Origin of the sequence: Alkalicoccobacillus plakortidis, from assembly GCF_023703085.1 — a bacterium.
Taxonomy (GTDB): Bacteria; Bacillota; Bacilli; order Bacillales; family Bacillaceae_D; genus Alkalicoccobacillus; species Alkalicoccobacillus plakortidis.
On record NZ_JAMQJY010000004.1, the window covers coordinates 49,123 to 66,557 of the forward strand.

A 17,435-nucleotide genomic window follows, 5' to 3' on the forward strand; every position below is an offset into this window, starting at 1 on the left:
TAGGAGATAGAAAGATGGAGAAGAATTTTCCTGAGAACTTTTTATGGGGAGCTGCAACATCTTCCGCCCAAATAGAAGGCGGTTGGAATGAAGGTGGCAAAGGTGCAAGCGTAATGGACATACTAGGCGGGAGCATTAATGGTAGTGTGTTTAGAAACCAAACGAAAGAAGTTATGCCTGATGTTTTTTACCCTAGTCACGTAGGCGTTGACTTTTATCATAATTTTAAAGAAGATATTCGAATGTTTTCAGAGCTTGGGCTAAAAGCCTATAGAATGTCTATCGCATGGACTCGTATTTTCCCTAATGGAACTGAGCATACTGCGAATGAAGAAGGTCTGAAATTCTATGACGATGTATTTGATGAGTTAGCTAAATACAATATAGAACCGATTGTCACGATCCTTCACTATGATGCACCGCTCAATTTAGCCAATGAGTTTGGAGGTTGGCCAAATCGCAAAATGATTGATTTTTACGTAAAGTATTGTGAGACACTATTTACTCGCTACAAAGGAAAAGTAAGGAACTGGATTACTTTTAATGAGATTAATTGTTTATTGGTACCGTTTAGTATATTAACAGCAGGAACCGTGAATATGGATTTGAAATCAGAAGATAATACAGATCAACTTAGATTTCAAGCCTTGCATAATCAATTCGTGGCAAGTGCATTAGCTGTACAACTAGGTCATAAGATTGATAAAGATAATAAAATTGGTTGTATGATTGCTTATATGTGTAATTACCCACTAACGTGCAGACCAGAAGATATATTAATGGCTCAAAAAGAAGATCAAATTAAGAATATGCTAAGTGGAGATGTACAAGTTAGAGGGGCATATCCTCGATTTGCTAAACGTTATTTTAAAGACAATAACATTAAAATTGAGATGTTACCTGAGGATAATGAAATTCTCAAAAAAGGAACCGTTGATTTCTACTCATTAAGCTATTATATGACAAACTGCATTGGGACAGATGAAACCCAAGAAAAAACAGCTGGTAATCTTGTATATGGAATGAAAAATCCCTACTTAGAAGCTACAGAGTGGGGATGGCAAATTGATCCATTAGGCTTAAGATGGGTTCTGAATAACGTATATGATAGATATCAACTTCCAATAATGATTGTAGAAAATGGAATGGGTACTGCTGATGTAGTTGAGAATGGCGAAATTAATGATGATTACCGTATCGATTATCTTCAAAAACATATTAAACAGATTTCAGAATCGCTTGAAGATGGCGTAGAAGTGATTGCTTATACACCATGGAGTGCTTTAGACTTAGTTAGTCTTTCAGGTGGCACTATGAAGAAAAGATACGGGTTTATATATGTAGATAAAGACGATCATGGCGAAGGAACTTTGAAAAGAATTAAGAAGAAATCCTTCTATTGGTATAGAAATGTGATTGATACAAACGGAGAAGAAATCTAGGCAAAAACTGTTTTAGATTCACTTTGTCTAAAAATCATTTCTATTTCTAACAGATGTGAAAAGTGTCAAGGTTATTATAGCTTTGATGCTTTTTTCATTTATTAAAGGTCATCGTAGCGTACCTATATCAGGTAGTAATGAATGATATTATATGAAATGAGCGCAATTGATTGCAAGTGGTGTGTGTTTTTTAAGGAGATAACACGTTTCCACTGTATTGAGGCTTAGTAAGGTTAAACTCGTGGAGGTTCGACTCCTCCGGTCCGCATACCAGTAGTACTAAGGCTTTAACAGCTCTAGTACTTTTTTATATTTTATAAACGCCTATTACTCAAAATAAAAAATGTATTGTGTTGACAAAGTTAATAAATAAATATAGTATTACTTACGAACGTTCGTAAGGGAGAGTGTTACATGAAGGCTAATGAAATAAAAAAAGTGCTATAGTGCAGTTTGTGAATAAAGGATATGAAGAAACGTCTTTAGATGACATTGTAGAAGAAATAGGTATTAAAAAGCAGTCTATCTATTCACATTTTAAAAATAAAGAAGACATTTTTCTTCAAGTGATGAATGATGCAGTTAATAAGGAGATATCCTTTGTTAATCATTTTTTTGAAAGTCGTTCACAGGTCGAACTGCAAGAGGTCTTATTTAAATTATTAGTAAGGTACAAAGAAAGATATTTGCTTGAAGATGATAAAAATATCAAGTTTTTATTACGTATGGCATTTATGCCACCATATCATTTACGGGATACGGCAATGGAACAATTTGAAAAATATAACCAGGAATTAGAACGCAATGTAAAAGAAGCTTTTTCAAAAGCAGAACATATCCGTGTTACGGCTGAAGAAGGAACGATTTCGTTCTTAAACTTTTTAGACGGAATCTTAGTTGAATTGATTTATACAAACAGTAGTAAATTTGAAACTAGGCTACGTGTTTCGTGGGAAGTCTATTGGCAAGGAATATCGATGGTCAAATAAGAATTAAGTTATTCAAATTTTGATTGTTAATAACAGCAAGGTAATTAAAAATAATTTTTATCAAAGCATGATTACATGATTTTTGCCTTACGAATGTTCGTAAGGGTGAAAAGTTAACTATACTTGCTTGTTGAGAAGGGCGTAATGATGAATCGAAATTGGTTATTTGTTTTTTTAGCAGGTTTTTTAGAAATTTTTTGGGTATCTGGGTTAAAGCATGCGGACAATTATGTTCTTTGGGGACTAACGATATTAGTGATTATTACTAGCTTTTGTTTGTTAACTTACGCTTCAAAAACATTACCTATAGGAACTTTGTATGCTGTATTTGCAGGAATCGGTACAGCTGGAACTGTCATTGTGGAAATGATTGTTTTTGGAGAACCGTTTAATCTTTATAAAATCCTTCTTATTGTAATACTCCTAAGTGGAGTCATGGGATTGAAGATGATAAGTAGTTCTAAAAATTCCAAGGTGAACGTAAAGGAAGGAATTTAATCATGTCATGGATAGCGTTGTTAATAGCAGGGTGTCTTGAAGTAGTTGGTGTCTTGAATGTTAAGAGATTGGGGGAAAATAAAAAAAATGCACTTTACTATATGGTCTTAAGTTTTGGGTTAAGTTTCTTTTTATTATCATATGCAATGAATGAAATCCCTATGGGAATGGCTTATGCTACATGGACAGGTATTGGAACAGTAGGATCTGCATTATTGGGAATGATTATTTTTAATGAATCAAGTGATTGGAAGAGACTATTCTGCATCGCATTAATTTTATTTTCTGCTGTAGGGTTAAAAGTTATTGTCTAAAAAATGAATGAGTATAAAGATAAAAGCGTTGAAGAGAACAAGTAACTATAACGAATGCTGACAGAGAGTAGCCGGAAGGTGAGAGGCGCAAGTGTTCTTATAGTGAATACATCTTGGAGCTGTGGACCGAACTAATAGTAGGTTAAACCGGAGTTGCACCCGTAATCATTGCAGAGTATCGCTTCGGCTATACTTGTTGAGGAAAGTTATGTGAGTAACTTTTGAACAAAGGTGGTAACACGTGAAATTACACGTCCTTTAGAGATAATCTCTATTGGGCGTTTTTTTAATACTTTAGGGAATTCATAAAGATGAATGGAGAGGTTTTAATGTTTAAAGAACCGAAAGAACAATTAGAAATGATTAAAAAAGGAACGCACTCGATTATTGATGAAGGAGAATTACTAAAAAAGCTCAATCGTTCACATAATGAGCAACAACCTTTAATTATCAAATTAGGTCTTGATCCGTCTGCTCCTGACATTCACTTAGGACACGCGGTTGTTCTTCGTAAAATAAAGCAAATGCAAGATTTAGGGCATCATGCGATTATTTTGATTGGTGACTTCACAGGACGTATTGGAGATCCTACAGGAAAAGCTAAGGGTCGTTCTGCTTTAAGTGATGAAAAAGTAAAAGAAAATGCAAAGACGTACTATGAACAGATCTTTAAAGTATTAGACCAAGAAAAAACAACTGTTCGATTTAATAGTGAGTGGTTGTCAAAAATGACTTTTGAAGATGTTATGAAGTTAGCTGCAACGTCTTCTGTAACAAGAATGTTAGAAAGAGATGATTTTCAAAAACGCTATAAGAATAACATTTCAATAGGGATTCAAGAGTTTTTCTACCCGTTAATACAAGCTCATGATTCTGTAGAATTAAAAGCAGATATAGAGCTAGGTGGTACAGATCAAACATTTAATGTTCTAATGGGGCGCACTCTTCAAAATCAATTAGGACTTGAAAAACAAATTGCGATCTTTATGCCTTTACTAGAGGGTTTAGATGGTGTTGAAAAAATGAGTAAGAGTCTTAAGAATTATATTGGTGTTAATGAAGAAGCAGAAGTGATGTTTAAGAAAGTGATGGAAGTTCCTGATAAGCTTATTGTTAAATATTTTGAATTAGCAACGGATGAACACCCAAAAGAAATCGAAAAAATACAAAACAGGATAGCTCTAGGCGAGAATCCTCGTGATATTAAACTTGAATTAGCAGAGATCATTACCGCTCTATATTGTGGAGAAAAGAAAATGGATGAAGCAAAACAATACTTTCAAACTGCATTTCAAAAAAAGCTAATACCATCGAATATTCCTACTATCTTAGTTGAGATTGGGCAAGAAAAGATTGCAGATATTATTCCATTGTTAATCAAGAATCAGTTTGTTAAAAGTAAAAGCGAATTTTTACGATTAGTCAAACAAGAGGGAGTTTCTTTTAATAGCTCAAAGCTAACCGAAGATGATTTAGATCGTGTTATTATGAACAACGATGTTTTACAGATTGGTAAAAAACGATTTATAAGATTTGAAAAGTAAACCCTACTTACTAAGGCAAGAACAGTTTCTATTTGCCTTAGTATTATCTTAAAAACTTTTAGATTGAGGTAAAATTAGATGAACGTAATTAGTGTAAGAGAACATGTATTAATTCTAATTGATTTTGACACCTATAGTATTGATTTAATAAAAAAAGGTGTGAACTTAGCAAAACAAATGAATTCCAAGTACTCTGTTCTGCTGATAGCTAATAAAGGAAATAAATTGGAATTGGATCTTGATTTCTATTATGTATTATCTGAATGTAAAAAAGCCTTTAATACGTATGAAGTAGAAGATTTATTTGTTAGGTTTTTTCAGACAGACAACGATTTTGTTCATGAACTAACAAAAATATGTATGATCTTAGATATTTCTCAAATTGTCTTAGCAAAAGATGTAATGAGTAGATGGGAGGAAATTATACACGGTTCAAAATCAAATTTCCTATTAAGAACGGTACCTTCCGTTGATTTACATTTTGTGACTGTAGAAAAAACTGAACTAGAGAATACCGAATACGATACCGCTGTTCATGGCTATTTATTTAAAACATCACACAAAGAATATGCACTGACATTTTCTGAAGGTAATAAAAAAAACAGTATAGAAGGTATCTTTTTCAAACAAATAGCAACAGATTTAAATACGGGGATTTTTGTTAGCTTAGATGACCAAGACTTAACACATTATGAAGTAGTAGATAATAAAGCTTATAAATCTTGTTATCAGTTAAAGGATTATTTGTCTTCGTAAATGGTGGTCAACGGTGTATCTTTTTAAATTTAAAAGAAGCGTCCGAATTTGGTGAAATGACGTGATTGTAGAGAATGGAATGGGTACGGCTGATGTAGTTGAGAATAGCGAAATTAATGATGACTATCGCATCGATTATCTTCAGAAACATATTAAAAAAATTTCAGAATTACTTGAAGATGGTGTAGAGGTGATTGCTTATACACCTTGGAGCGCTTTAGACTTAGTTAGTTTGTCATGTGGCACAATGCAAAAAAGATACGGTTTTATTTATGTAGATAAAGATGATCTTGGCGAAGGAACATTGAAAAGAATTAAGAAGAAATTCTTCTATTGGTATAGAATTGTGATTGATTCAAATGGAGGAGAAATTTAGACGAGAACAATTTGGGATTCAATTGAGCTAAAAATCATTTCTGTTTCTAGCTGATATGAAAAGTATCAAAGTTATTAGGACTTTGATACTTTTTTTCATTTATTATAAGTTATTGTAAGGTACCTATTTCAGATAGATAAGCGATGGGAATTGCGCCAGAGAAGTTGGTGAGGGAAATCTGACACATCGTAAACTAAATTAATTCTTATTTCTTTCACTGCCCAATCTTTATATAAGATCCTATACTTAATTTTAAAGCAACTTAAATTTTTTTTTTATTGAAAAAGGTTGAGATATAGCCTTTTTTCTTTTTAACTATTATACGAAATTACAAAAACAAGTTACATTAAAAGTATTGTCTTATAAGGACTTCATATGACTTCAAAAGCAGAGGAAATTAAGAACGTGCATCCATTACGATCGCTCGAATTAATCTAGGATATGAAATGATCACTTAAGCATCATCAAGATATTTTACAACTCTAATTATATTTTTAGATACAAATAGTACATAAAATAAATTCAAATTACCATACAACAATATTTTTAAAGAGTATCATAATAATGAAAGCGCTTCACAAAAAACAGATCGGATAAATTTTAATAAGTAAAAGGATTGGAGAGATATAAATTGGATAAATGGTTATTGGATAGAGAATGGGGATATTTAGAAAGCGCAATTGGTAATTCAACGTTAATCCAAATGAGCCGGGACTGGAAACCAGTGAATTTGCCGCATGATATTTCACTTGAAAAAGAGCGAAAAAAAGAGAACCCTTCTGGTTTTGAAGAGGGATTCACATCTGGTGCCAGTTTGTATTACAAAAAAGAATTGATCATTGAAAAAGAGATGAAAAACAAAACATTTACTCTAGAGTTTGAAGGAATTATGGGTATTTGTTCAATTATCATTAATAATAATGTCGTGGCAAAACACGTAAATGGTTATACAAGTTTCTTAGTAGATGCGTCTGATCATCTTCTTATAGGAGAAAAGAACGTCATTCTTGTTCATGTTGAAAATACTCACAAACCAAGCTCCAGGTGGTATGCAGGGACTGGTATTTATCGGCATGTGTGGCTCCACGTAGGAGAACAAGTACATGTAAAGCCTTGGGATTGTAAGGCTCACGTAACATCCTTTGAAGATCATATAGCTCACCTACAAGTGAATACAACTGTTACAAATAACCTCCATTCAAACGAAAAAGCATCGGTAATCATAAGTGTTCTCTCACAAGAAGATGAAGTGATAGCAGAAGAAACAAAAGATATCGTACTAAACAGTAACAATAAGCTAGTGGTAACAACCGATTTCGAATTATCGTCATTTACCTATTGGGAACTTGAGCAACCTTACCTCTATACGATTCAAGCACGTGTGATCCGTAACGGAGTAGATGATGAGATTCACTCAACAACTACTGGGATACGTGAAATTTCTTTTGATGCTAAAGACGGATTTAAACTAAACGGAAAGAGCCTTAAATTAAAAGGCGGATGTATTCATCACGATCACGGCCCACTTGGAAGTGCAAGTTATGATCGGGCTGAAGAACGCCGTGTTGAACTATTAAAAGCATCTGGTTTTAATGCCATTAGATTAGCTCATAATCCCCATGCACCAGCTTTATTAGATGCGTGCGATAAATTAGGTATGTTAGTAATTAATGAAGCTTTTGATTCTTGGGTAGCGGGTAGAAAAAGTTTTGATTATCATCTATTCTTTGAGAAATATTGGGAAGAGGATTTAGAATCATTTGTAAATAGAGATTTTAATCATCCTTCCATTATTATGTGGTCTACAGGTAATGAAGTGGAAGAAAGAAATGGCTCTTCTAATGGATATGAATGGAGTCAACGGTTAGCAGATAAAGTGAGAGAGTTAGATTCTAGCCGTGCAGTAACGGCTTCAGCATGCTCACTTATGTCAGAATATGCAAATATGACGACGATTGTAGATGGGAATATCATTTTAAACATGTTAGGAAACAACGTGGATCCAGAAAATGATATTTGGGGAGAAGCAACGGAAAATTATTTTGCACCAGTAGATGCGGCGGGCTATAACTATAAAGTTAAGCGATACAAATACGATGCAACTCGTTTTCCTGATCGCGTCATTTATGGCTCAGAAACATATCCTCACAACCTCTTTGAGAATTGGGAAGAAACGGAGAAAAATCCTAATGTAATAGGAGACTTTGTATGGACAGCTATTGACTATTTAGGAGAAGCTTGGACTTGGACGAGTAAATGTTGGGGCTTCGAGTATGTCAGCAGGTGGTGAGTTCCCTTGGTTCTATGCAAATACTGGTGATATTGACGTATGTGGGGAAAAACGCCCTCAGTCCTATTACCGTGACATCGTATGGGGAAATCGAACGCACCCATACATGGCAGTATTACCCCTGAATTGTATGAAGAAAGCATTTATTTCAAACCATGGGGCTGGGAACCTGTTGAGAGAAGCTATACATTTTCGAGCTATGAAAATCAGAAAACCAGAGTTGATATCTACTCAGATGCAGAAGAAGTAGAGTTATTCATAAACGGTCGATCTTATGGAAAAAAAGAAGCAGGATGGGATCATAAATATAAGACTTCTTTTGACATTGTATATGAGCCAGGCACGTTACAAGTAGTTGCTTATGAATCGGGTGAAGAGGTTGGTCGAGATCAGTTAGAAACTGCTCATGACCCGATCAGCTTGAAATTAGAGACGGACAGAGACGAAATCTCTTCAAATTATGGAGATTTATCATATATAAAGATGACTATATTAGATAGCTCTGGAAGAGAAATCCCCTATGCAGATCATCTCATTACTTTACAGGTCGAAGGGCAAGGTGAACTTATCGCGGTAGGCTCTGCTGATCCATTATCTACTGAATTATTTGTTGAGAACCAAAGAAGATTATATAAAGGTAAGTCTCTTGCAATTGTAAGGAGTACAGGAAAAGAAGGAACATTTACAGTCACTGCCACAGCAGAAGGTATAGAGAGCCAAAGTGTAACAGTAACGTGTAAAGAAACAGAAAAAAAGTATAAGGAATTTATCATTGAAGAAAAGCTGACGATCTATGGTTTTGATATGACTGTTGGAGAGTTAGTAGAGAATCCTGTCACAAAAGAAATTATTCAAAAGCATTTACCTGAATTTCTTTCTAATCCTTTACTTGAAAGAGCTAAGAGAATAAGTTTTAACCAACTTATCCAGTTTACTCCGGAAACGATTCTTCCAAAGGACAAATTGAAACTGATAGAGGCTGAATTAAAAAACGTACAATAAGTACTCTTGCTCACCTAAATTTTGAGTAAAAGCAGTGCTAATACACTATTTATGAGGAGTGAGGATATATGTTAAAAGAATTTCCGCGTGAATTTATGATGGGGGCAGCCACCGCTGCCCACCAAGTTGAAGGTAATAATAACAATAGTGATTTCTGGACGATGGAACATGTCCCGAATTCAATGTATAAAGAACCCTCTTTAGAAGCTGTTGATCATTATAACCGCTTTAAAGAAGACATTTTACTACTTGCAAAAGCCGGAGGTAATACGTACAGATTTTCTATTGAGTGGGCTCGAATTGAACCTAAAAAAGGTTTTTTTAATCAAGAAGAAGTCGAACATTATAGAGAAGTTCTACAATATTGTCATGAACACAACGTTACACCGATTGTAACGTTACATCATTTCTCTTCACCTAAGTGGTTGATTTCAGAAGGCGGATGGGAAAGCGAACAGACCGTTCAGTATTTCGAGCGGTACACCCGTCACATTGTTTTAGAACTAGGAGAACTTATCCCTTATATATGTACTATTAATGAAGCCAACATGGGAAAACAAATAAAAAAAATCATGAAGAGAATGGAACAAAAACTAAATTCGTCTTCAAACGAGAAATCTGATGGCAGTGTTCAAGTTGGATTAAATATGGACATGAAAACTAAAATGAAGAGCTATTATCAAGAACTTGGTAAGGCTTTCGATATGGACCCTAGTGCCATCTATACCTATTTAATGCCAAGGTCAGAACAAGGTGAGAAGATTATCATGGACTGTCATCAACAAGCGAGAGCTATTATAAAAGAGACAGCTCCACATATAAAAGTCGGTATCACATTCTCACTTTATGACCACCAAACGTTACCAGGCGGTGAAGAATCCGTTAAAAAGGAACAATATGAAGATTTTCTCTGTTATTTGCCCGCTATTCAAGAAGACGACTTTTTAGGCGTGCAGAACTACTCAAGAAAAATTCATGGACCAGATGGTGTAATCGCTTCAGATGATACAACAAGGTTAACTAAGATGGGGTACGAGTATTACCCTGAGGCTCTTGGTAATGTACTTCGTTTTGTAGTTAAGCATTGGCAAAAGCCAATCATCATTACGGAGAATGGGGTCTCGACTGACAATGACAAAGAAAGAGTTGAATTTATAGAAAGAGCATTAAAAGGTGTTCAGGATTGTATGGATGAAGGGATCCCAGTTATCGGATACACCTATTGGTCTTTACTTGATAATTTCGAATGGCAATTGGGTTATGAACAGACGTTTGGATTAATCGCCGTGGATCGAGAAACCCAAACAAGGTATCCTAAAGAGAGTTTGACATTTTTGGGGAGTCATATAAAATCCGTTATTAAGAAAGATTCAAGTAGTCTAAAATAGGATGTGGATTAGTTTATGATTGATTCAATTAATTCATCACGTCCACCATATAAAATGATTGCTGTATTGTTAGTCGGTGCCTTCATTGCCTTACTAAATAATACATTACTCGGAATTGCCATTCCTTTTATTATGAGCGATCTAAATGTTAATGCAGCATCAGCACAATGGCTAACAACAGGTTATATGTTAGTAAATGGCGTTCTTATTCCTGTGACAGCATTTCTAATCCAGAAGTTCTCGATTAGAAAATTATTTTTAGTTGCTATTGGGCTTTTTATAGTAGGTACACTGGTCGCTTGGACCTCTCACCTCTTTTCTATTCTTTTAATTGGCCGAATGATTCAGGCTTCGGGTGCAGCTGTCATGTCCCCATTATTAATGAATGTCATGCTAGTGAGTTTCCCAATTGAAAAAAGAGGTAGAGCCATGGGGATTACTGGCTTAGTCATGATGGGGGCACCAAGCCGTTGGTCCTCTAGCCTCTGGCTTGGATTCTTCAATCGTTTGAATGGAGAATGCTTTTTTTATTAGTAGCACCCATTGCAATGTTGATCTTCATCACAGGTTTTTTCTTTATAAAAGATAAAAAAGAATATAAGAATCTACGACTGGACTATTTATCACTAGTCCTTTCTACTATTGGATTCGGTAGTATCTTATATGGATTTAGTTCTGCAGGTAATAGTGGTTGGAGTCATCCAAGTGTATATGGAATGATATGTATTGGTGTGCTTTCTTTAATAAGTTTTATTTTACGTCAACAAAAACAACAGCAGCCCATGTTAAATTTCACTGTATTTCGATACCCCTTGTACACGATAGCCATTTCCATCTCTATGATTGTAGCTATGACCCTGTTTTCATCCATGATACTAGTGCCTATTTATTTTATTGATCTTAGAGGAATCCCTTCATTTGATGCAGGCTTAATGATGGTTCCAGGTGCCATTATGCTGGCACTAACTTCACCTATTGTAGGCAGGTTATTTGATAAGTATGGTGGAAGGATTTTAGCTCTTATTGGTTTATCAATTATAACCATAACGAGTTATTATTTTAGTCAATTAACCTTCGAAACGTCGTATCTTCATTTGGTCGTGCTTAACACAATAAGGATGTTAGGAATTTCAATGGTCATGATGCCTGTAGCCACTACTGGGTTCAACCAATTACCAAAGCAATATTATTCACATGGAACAGCAATGAGTAACACCTTCCAGCAAGTATCTGGAGCTATTGGCACAGCCTTGTTGGTAACGATCATGTCCAATCGAACAGATTTTCATCTTACTAACTTAAACACATCCTCTTCAAATGAACAAAATGTCCAACTAATCGATCAAGCTATGCTTTCAGGCATTAACGATGCTTTTTTTACGACCATTTTCTTTTCTGCCGCAGCATTTTTGTTAGCCTTATTTTTACAACCAACAAAACAAAGCAAAGGTAAGAAACGTAAGGAAAAAATAAGCGCATGATTTAATATGTGGCTTTAATCAATTCAATCGTTACATTAAAAAATTAAAGGCTCAACCTCTCATTTATGAAGTTGAGCCTTCCATTAATCACACATAACATAATTAAAATAAAGAATGACCATATTAGTCATTCTTATTACTTATAAATAGTCTAAATACACCAAAAACCTTACTATTACACCATACAAGAAAAGGATCTACTGATATACTTTTTTTAGTAAGTAAGCGCTAACATAAACATTTTCACGCGATCTAATCTAGCTCAGTATTATGAAAAGAATTTCAATTCCCTTCGCATGAAAGCGCTCTCTTATGCAGATAAATAAAAAATCATAAAGCACTTGAAAGGGGCGTTAAATATGGATAAGAAAGAAATAAAAAGGGCAAAAAAAGAACAAAAAGCATTAGAGAGAGCAGAAAGAGAGCAAAAATTCCGCAGAGCAAAAACGTGGGAATTATTCATGTATCCTACCTTTTCTATTGGCCATAATGGATTTATGTTTTTGATGACATTAGTATCTTATTATGCAGCAGGAATTGTGGGGCTTGGTACGGTCGTTGCATCCTATATCATTTCAGGTTCTCGGATTTTTGATGGTATAACAGATCCACTCATTGCACTTATTATTGATAAAACAAAAGGAAAATATGGTAAGATCCGAATTTTATTCGCAAGTGCCTATTTCACAATGTCTCTTGCAACCGTCCTATTATTTTTTACGAACCATTTAGTAGCGGATGGCTTTAAACTCTTTTACTTTATCCTATTATATATCGTCTTCATAATTGGATATACATTATCAGGGATAGCGGGAAATATAGGGAATAACCTTCTTACCAATGATCCTCAGCAGCGTCCTGTTTTTGGAGGATTAAACATGATTTACTCCATGCTTTTCTATTCTGGAGTAACTCTTTTTCTAACTGTTTATTTAACAGGAAAATATAGCTTTAGTGATGTGCAATTGTTTCATGAGATGACAATTTTCACACTTATTATTACAGCAATTGGATATGGATTATCCTCTATAGCCATTCGTTCAAAAGACAAAATCGAAAATTTTGGAGAAGGAAAAAATACAGAACGTGTAAAATTCAGAGACTTGTGGCCTATGCTTAAAGGGAACCGCCCATTGCAATTATTTGTTGTAACAATGGCTACTGATAAATTGAGTTTACAAGTATCTGGGAATGTAGTAGCTAATGTTATGCTTTTCGGAATTGTCATCGGTAACTACGCAATGTTAGGTATAACACAATCATTAGCTACGATACCAAACATACTAGTCTTATTCTTTGGCATACGTTACGCCATGAAGTTTGGTTCGAAGAAAGGCTATGTCCTTTCAACATGGGGTTGTTTAATTAGTTATGGGTTACTATTCTTACTACTATGGTTAGGCGATCCAACGCAAATTCGAATGGACAATATGGGATTCATGACCTTAGCATTTATCACTCTGTTTACGATTAGTGGTGCTGTGAGATTTGTGAGCTCTTCATTTGTTCAACCTATGCTTGCAGATGTAGTTGACTATAATACGTATAAGTCAAATCGGTACGCACCAGGACTAGTCTCTGCCATTTATACGTTTATCGACAAGGCTGTCTCTTCATTGCAACAGACCGTGATAGGCTTATTACTTGCATTTATTGGTTTTAGAACCGCTTTTCCTGATGTAGACACTCCTTATACTGAAAAGATTTTTTGGATGACGATGTTTCTGAATTTTGGAATATTAATTATTTCATGGACACTATCACTCATTGTCATGAAATATTACGAACTGAATAAGGAACGTATGGTCGAAATTCAAGAAATATTAGAAGAAAGAAGCAAGGGTAACACGGATGATCCTGACTTATTAGCAAAATAAATAGATCACGCAAAAGGTTCTGAAAATCACTTAGATTTTCAGAACCTTTTATCATGTTATGTAAGATGCTGTTTTTCTCGATACTGCCTTGGCGTCATACCCACCAGCTTTTTAAAAACTTTTGTGAAGTAGCTTTGATCATAGAAGCTTAAATAGGCACATATTTCAGGAATGGTGGCTTGGGTATTTTCAAGTAACCTTTTAGCTTCTTCAATTCGCTTGAATCTTATATAGTCTGTTAAAGACATCCCTACTTCTTTTTTAAATAAGACCGATAAGTATTTAGGGCTTAAATCTACATAGTTAGCGATATCATCATGCGCAATGTCTGAGTACAAATGACGTATAACGTAATCAACAGACTTACTAACCGTTTTTGAATAATGTTCATGATTCACTTGCTTAACTTTATTAGTAAATGTATAGAGCATCTCCTTGGACATTCGTTTAACGTCATCTACGTGATGTAGTGTTTCTAGTTTTTTAATATAATTATCATTCAAACGAAAAGCCTCTTCTGGATTAAGCCCTCCATTAATTGAACTTCTGGTTACGAGCGTAATTAATGTAATCATATGAGTCTTTAACGATCGAAGATAACCTGCCTCTGAGTAAACAGATGCAGAACCTTCCTCTTTAAGAAAAAAGGGATTATCAAGTGCATCGACTCTTCCTCCCTCCACAATTGACAGAATTTCTTTCTCAAACAATCGGTCACGAAAAGGTGGAGCACTAGGGCTTGCCTCCTCATCAATAAATAGTGGCGCATGATCATTGATAGGAGTAATGACTTCTTTATTGTTTCCTAAAATTAACTGTGGCGAAATGAAACTACCGTTAATCAAGTTGTTAATTAAAACACTCATGTTTATGAGCTTATCTAAAGTTATATTAGGGATTAATTGATAATATCGATAGACCTCTTCTCGATTAGCAAACGTTTGCTCATCCTTAATTAAACCGCTAACATTTTCTTTGCTCACAAACGATGTGGTCACAGGACCTATAATTACATTCCCAATAAATGAATCTTCAACCATTACACTCACTATAATAAACTTCTCAAAGTAAGCTGTTTTTCGAATGATGGGTGTCGTATATATCTGGCTAGCATCGAATTTTAAGATATTTGTTGCTCTCTTTTTCTCATTATCATATAAGGGATTTAGAGATTTCTTAGATAGTACCTTCAGCACTTTACTATCTGGAGTGACAAAAAAAGCAGCAATATCAAACGTATTGCAAATCAGCTCACACTTGTCTTTTATCATCTGTATATGGACATCCAGGACCATCAACTCCTTGATTTTAGGAACTAATATTACTTCTATATTACTAAAAATAGAACGAGGTTTCCATAAAGATCTACCTGATAAATGATAAAATGGGATCTATAACACGTTAGTACAACAGGAAAATGAAAGCGCTTGATAGTTTTTTTCAACGTGATCTTAGGAGGATGAATATGCGAAAAATAATTAATTTAAACCCAAACTGGACCTTCTCTCGCCAAGAATCTCAAATTGAAGAAGTGATGTCGACTTACCAAACATGGTCTTCCCTCTCGTTACCTCATACTTGGAATGCGATAGATGGTACAACTGGCAAGGAATATGATCGAGGAGCATATTGGTATGCAAAGTCTCTCACTTTACCTAAGGAAGATCAAGAAAAATCGGTGTTTATTGAATTTAAAGGAGCTAATAGTGTTACCGATGTCTATTTAAATGGAGAATACCTTGGGCAACACCGTGGTGGGTATTCAATCTTTCGTTTTGATCTTACAAATCATTTTCGTTTTGGAGAAGAAAATATACTTGCAGTGAAAGTTGATAATTCAGCAATTGTTGATATTTACCCATTAAGAGCTGATTTTACGTTTTTTGGTGGCATTTATCGAGATGTAAACTTACTTGTTGTGAACCCCACTCACGTTGATCTCATGGACTATGGCTCTCAAGGTGCCTACATTGTGCAGGAAGATGTGACATCTGAGAATGCCGACATTAAGCTTAAAACAATTATCACCAACCACTTATCAGAAGAGGAAAAAGTAAGGTTATGGATTGAAGTTTATGACCAAGACGAAACCCTAGTGAGCTATTGTGCTTCTGAGGTGATTCTAGATGGCAAGGAGACAAGGGTCATAGAGCTAGACATGAGAATTGAAAAACCGAGGTTATGGAATGGGATCAAAGATCCTCATATGTATAAAGCAAAGATTACTTTGCAAAAACATAATGATACAGTAGATGAACTCTCTGTTCCATTTGGTCTACGCTACTTCCATGTTGACCCAGATTCAGGATTCTATTTAAATGGACATTCACACCGACTAAATGGTGTTTCGCGTCATCAAGACCGAAAAGACAAAGGTTGGGCCATTTCCAAAGAGGATCAACAAGATGATATGGAGCTTATCAAAGACATAGGTGCAACCTCCATTCGGCTAGCTCATTATCAACATGATTCTTATTTTTATGATTTGTGTGACCAAGAAGGAATGGTCGTTTGGGCAGAGATTCCATTTATTACTCAGGTATCTGAAACAGATCTCACCGGAGAAAATGCAAAGGTACAATTAACAGAGCTGATACGACAGAATTATAACCACCCATCCATTATGTTCTGGGGCATTCAAAATGAAATTCAAATTGACAGTAAGAGAGATAAAGAGGCTCGTCAGATTGTAAAAGAGTTAAACGATTTGGCTAAACAAGAGGATGCGACTCGTTTAACAACGATGGCTAATCTGTTTCTAGTAGATGAAAAAGACGAGTATAACTTTATGACCGACATTATTGGTTACAATAAATATTATGGATGGTATACAGGGAAAGCCGAAGATTTTGCAGACTGGATTGATCTATTTCGTGCCAAAAACCCAACTACTAGTCTAGGCATTTCAGAGTATGGTGCTGAAGGAATTATTGACTATCACAGTGATAATCCGGTAGTAAAGGATTATTCAGAAGAATATCATGCGCTCTATCATGAAAAAGTGTTAGATATCTTTGCCGATCGACCATACTTATGGTCCACCTATGTATGGAATATGTTTGATTTTGGCGCAAATATTCGTGATGAAGGTGGCGTCAAAGGACGAAATAACAAGGGTCTTGTTACTTACGACCGCAAGATAAAAAAAGATGCTTTCTACATTTATAAGGCACATTGGTCAAAACAGCCGTTTGTTCATATTACAGGAAGAAGGTATGTAGAAAGAGCAACAGACACTATTAATATAAAAGCTTATACCAATCTCTCTGAAGTGGTTTTAATGATAAACGGAGAGAAAACAGAGACATTCTCCGTACAAGGAAAAGTAGCAGTTTTTGAAGGTATTACATTAACTAAGAAGCTTAATCACATTAAGATTGTTGGAATAAGTAATAATGAAGAGTACAAAGATGAAGTCTTCTATATGAGAAAGTACTCACAGCAAACAAAAGTTATAAAGCACCAGTAGAAGATGTCG

At 35.0% G+C, this 17,435-nt stretch carries 15 protein-coding genes and 1 other annotated feature; of the genes, 14 read left to right on the plus strand and 1 reads right to left on the minus strand.

The annotated features are described in order from the left end of the window. Positions 1-14: 14 nt before the first annotated feature. From NDM98_RS19655 to NDM98_RS19710, 13 genes are all read left to right on the plus strand, one after another. On the plus strand, positions 15-1,442 hold the full coding sequence (locus tag NDM98_RS19655) for a glycoside hydrolase family 1 protein (RefSeq protein WP_251611229.1): 1,428 nt from the start codon (positions 15-17) through the stop codon (positions 1,440-1,442). A 446-nt stretch (positions 1,443-1,888) separates the two neighbouring features. Beyond that, positions 1,889-2,431 carry a TetR/AcrR family transcriptional regulator gene (locus tag NDM98_RS19660; RefSeq protein ID WP_308807783.1) on the plus strand — a complete coding sequence of 181 codons (543 nt, stop codon included), beginning with the start codon at positions 1,889-1,891 and terminating at the stop codon, positions 2,429-2,431. Positions 2,432-2,578: 147 nt separating this feature from the next. After that, entirely contained in the window at positions 2,579-2,929 is a 351-nt protein-coding gene (locus tag NDM98_RS19665) for a DMT family transporter (RefSeq protein ID WP_251611395.1), read from the plus strand. Positions 2,930-2,931: 2 nt separating this feature from the next. Then, entirely contained in the window at positions 2,932-3,243 is a 312-nt protein-coding gene (locus NDM98_RS19670) for a DMT family transporter (RefSeq protein WP_251611232.1), read from the plus strand. A 19-nt stretch (positions 3,244-3,262) separates the two neighbouring features. Next, positions 3,263-3,505: a binding site (T-box leader), on the plus strand. Positions 3,506-3,572: 67 nt separating this feature from the next. After that, positions 3,573-4,787: a tyrosine--tRNA ligase gene (gene tyrS / locus NDM98_RS19675; RefSeq protein ID WP_251611233.1), complete on the plus strand. Its 1,215-nt coding sequence runs from the start codon at positions 3,573-3,575 to the stop codon at positions 4,785-4,787. Positions 4,788-4,865: 78 nt separating this feature from the next. Beyond that, positions 4,866-5,543: an adenine nucleotide alpha hydrolase family protein gene (locus NDM98_RS19680; protein WP_251611235.1), complete on the plus strand. Its 678-nt coding sequence runs from the start codon at positions 4,866-4,868 to the stop codon at positions 5,541-5,543. Between the two features lie 61 nt (positions 5,544-5,604). After that, positions 5,605-5,919: a family 1 glycosylhydrolase gene (locus tag NDM98_RS19685; protein ID WP_251611237.1), complete on the plus strand. Its 315-nt coding sequence runs from the start codon at positions 5,605-5,607 to the stop codon at positions 5,917-5,919. 631 nt (positions 5,920-6,550) lie between these two features. Continuing rightward, positions 6,551-8,209, plus strand: a complete 1,659-nt coding sequence (locus NDM98_RS19690) for a glycoside hydrolase family 2 protein (protein WP_251611239.1) — start codon at positions 6,551-6,553, stop codon at positions 8,207-8,209. Positions 8,210-8,290: 81 nt separating this feature from the next. Then, entirely contained in the window at positions 8,291-9,211 is a 921-nt protein-coding gene (locus NDM98_RS19695; RefSeq protein WP_251611240.1) for a DUF4982 domain-containing protein, read from the plus strand. A gap of 68 nt (positions 9,212-9,279) precedes the next feature. Continuing rightward, the gene (locus NDM98_RS19700; RefSeq protein WP_251611241.1) at positions 9,280-10,599 is read left to right on the plus strand and encodes a glycoside hydrolase family 1 protein; all 1,320 of its coding nucleotides are present in this window, start codon (positions 9,280-9,282) and stop codon (positions 10,597-10,599) included. A 15-nt stretch (positions 10,600-10,614) separates the two neighbouring features. After that, a complete protein-coding gene (locus NDM98_RS24320; protein WP_307728906.1) occupies positions 10,615-11,133 on the plus strand; it encodes an MFS transporter in 519 nt (172 codons plus the stop codon). Next, positions 11,118-12,080, plus strand: a complete 963-nt coding sequence (locus NDM98_RS19705) for an MFS transporter (RefSeq protein WP_307728907.1) — start codon at positions 11,118-11,120, stop codon at positions 12,078-12,080. Before NDM98_RS24320 ends, NDM98_RS19705 begins: the two co-directional genes overlap by 16 nt. Before the next feature lie 359 nt (positions 12,081-12,439). Next, positions 12,440-13,957 carry an MFS transporter gene (locus tag NDM98_RS19710; protein ID WP_251611242.1) on the plus strand — a complete coding sequence of 506 codons (1,518 nt, stop codon included), beginning with the start codon at positions 12,440-12,442 and terminating at the stop codon, positions 13,955-13,957. Positions 13,958-14,013: 56 nt separating this feature from the next. On the opposite strand, the gene NDM98_RS19715 is transcribed toward NDM98_RS19710, so the two are convergent. Then, positions 14,014-15,252, minus strand: a complete 1,239-nt coding sequence (locus tag NDM98_RS19715) for a helix-turn-helix domain-containing protein (RefSeq protein WP_251611243.1) — start codon at positions 15,250-15,252, stop codon at positions 14,014-14,016. Between the two features lie 170 nt (positions 15,253-15,422). Here NDM98_RS19715 and NDM98_RS19720 point away from each other — a divergent pair, with 170 nt between their 5' ends. Then, on the plus strand, positions 15,423-17,426 hold the full coding sequence (locus NDM98_RS19720; RefSeq protein ID WP_251611244.1) for a glycoside hydrolase family 2 protein: 2,004 nt from the start codon (positions 15,423-15,425) through the stop codon (positions 17,424-17,426). Positions 17,427-17,435: the final 9 nt, after the last annotated feature.

What these genes read in the sequence shown, in the direction of transcription:
- NDM98_RS19710 (WP_251611242.1), top strand. Translation starts at nt 12,440, where the DNA reads ATGGATAAGAAAGAAATAAAAAGGGCAAAAAAAGAACAAAAAGCATTA.
- NDM98_RS19715 (WP_251611243.1), bottom strand. Translation starts at nt 15,252, where the DNA reads ATGGTCCTGGATGTCCATATACAGATGATAAAAGACAAGTGTGAGCTG.
- NDM98_RS19680 (WP_251611235.1), top strand. Translation starts at nt 4,866, where the DNA reads ATGAACGTAATTAGTGTAAGAGAACATGTATTAATTCTAATTGATTTT.
- NDM98_RS19700 (WP_251611241.1), top strand. Translation starts at nt 9,280, where the DNA reads ATGTTAAAAGAATTTCCGCGTGAATTTATGATGGGGGCAGCCACCGCT.
- NDM98_RS19705 (WP_307728907.1), top strand. Translation starts at nt 11,118, where the DNA reads ATGCTTTTTTTATTAGTAGCACCCATTGCAATGTTGATCTTCATCACA.
- NDM98_RS19665 (WP_251611395.1), top strand. Translation starts at nt 2,579, where the DNA reads ATGAATCGAAATTGGTTATTTGTTTTTTTAGCAGGTTTTTTAGAAATT.
- tyrS (WP_251611233.1), top strand. Translation starts at nt 3,573, where the DNA reads ATGTTTAAAGAACCGAAAGAACAATTAGAAATGATTAAAAAAGGAACG.
- NDM98_RS24320 (WP_307728906.1), top strand. Translation starts at nt 10,615, where the DNA reads ATGATTGATTCAATTAATTCATCACGTCCACCATATAAAATGATTGCT.
- NDM98_RS19670 (WP_251611232.1), top strand. Translation starts at nt 2,932, where the DNA reads ATGTCATGGATAGCGTTGTTAATAGCAGGGTGTCTTGAAGTAGTTGGT.
- NDM98_RS19695 (WP_251611240.1), top strand. Translation starts at nt 8,291, where the DNA reads ATGGGGAAATCGAACGCACCCATACATGGCAGTATTACCCCTGAATTG.
- NDM98_RS19655 (WP_251611229.1), top strand. Translation starts at nt 15, where the DNA reads ATGGAGAAGAATTTTCCTGAGAACTTTTTATGGGGAGCTGCAACATCT.
- NDM98_RS19720 (WP_251611244.1), top strand. Translation starts at nt 15,423, where the DNA reads ATGCGAAAAATAATTAATTTAAACCCAAACTGGACCTTCTCTCGCCAA.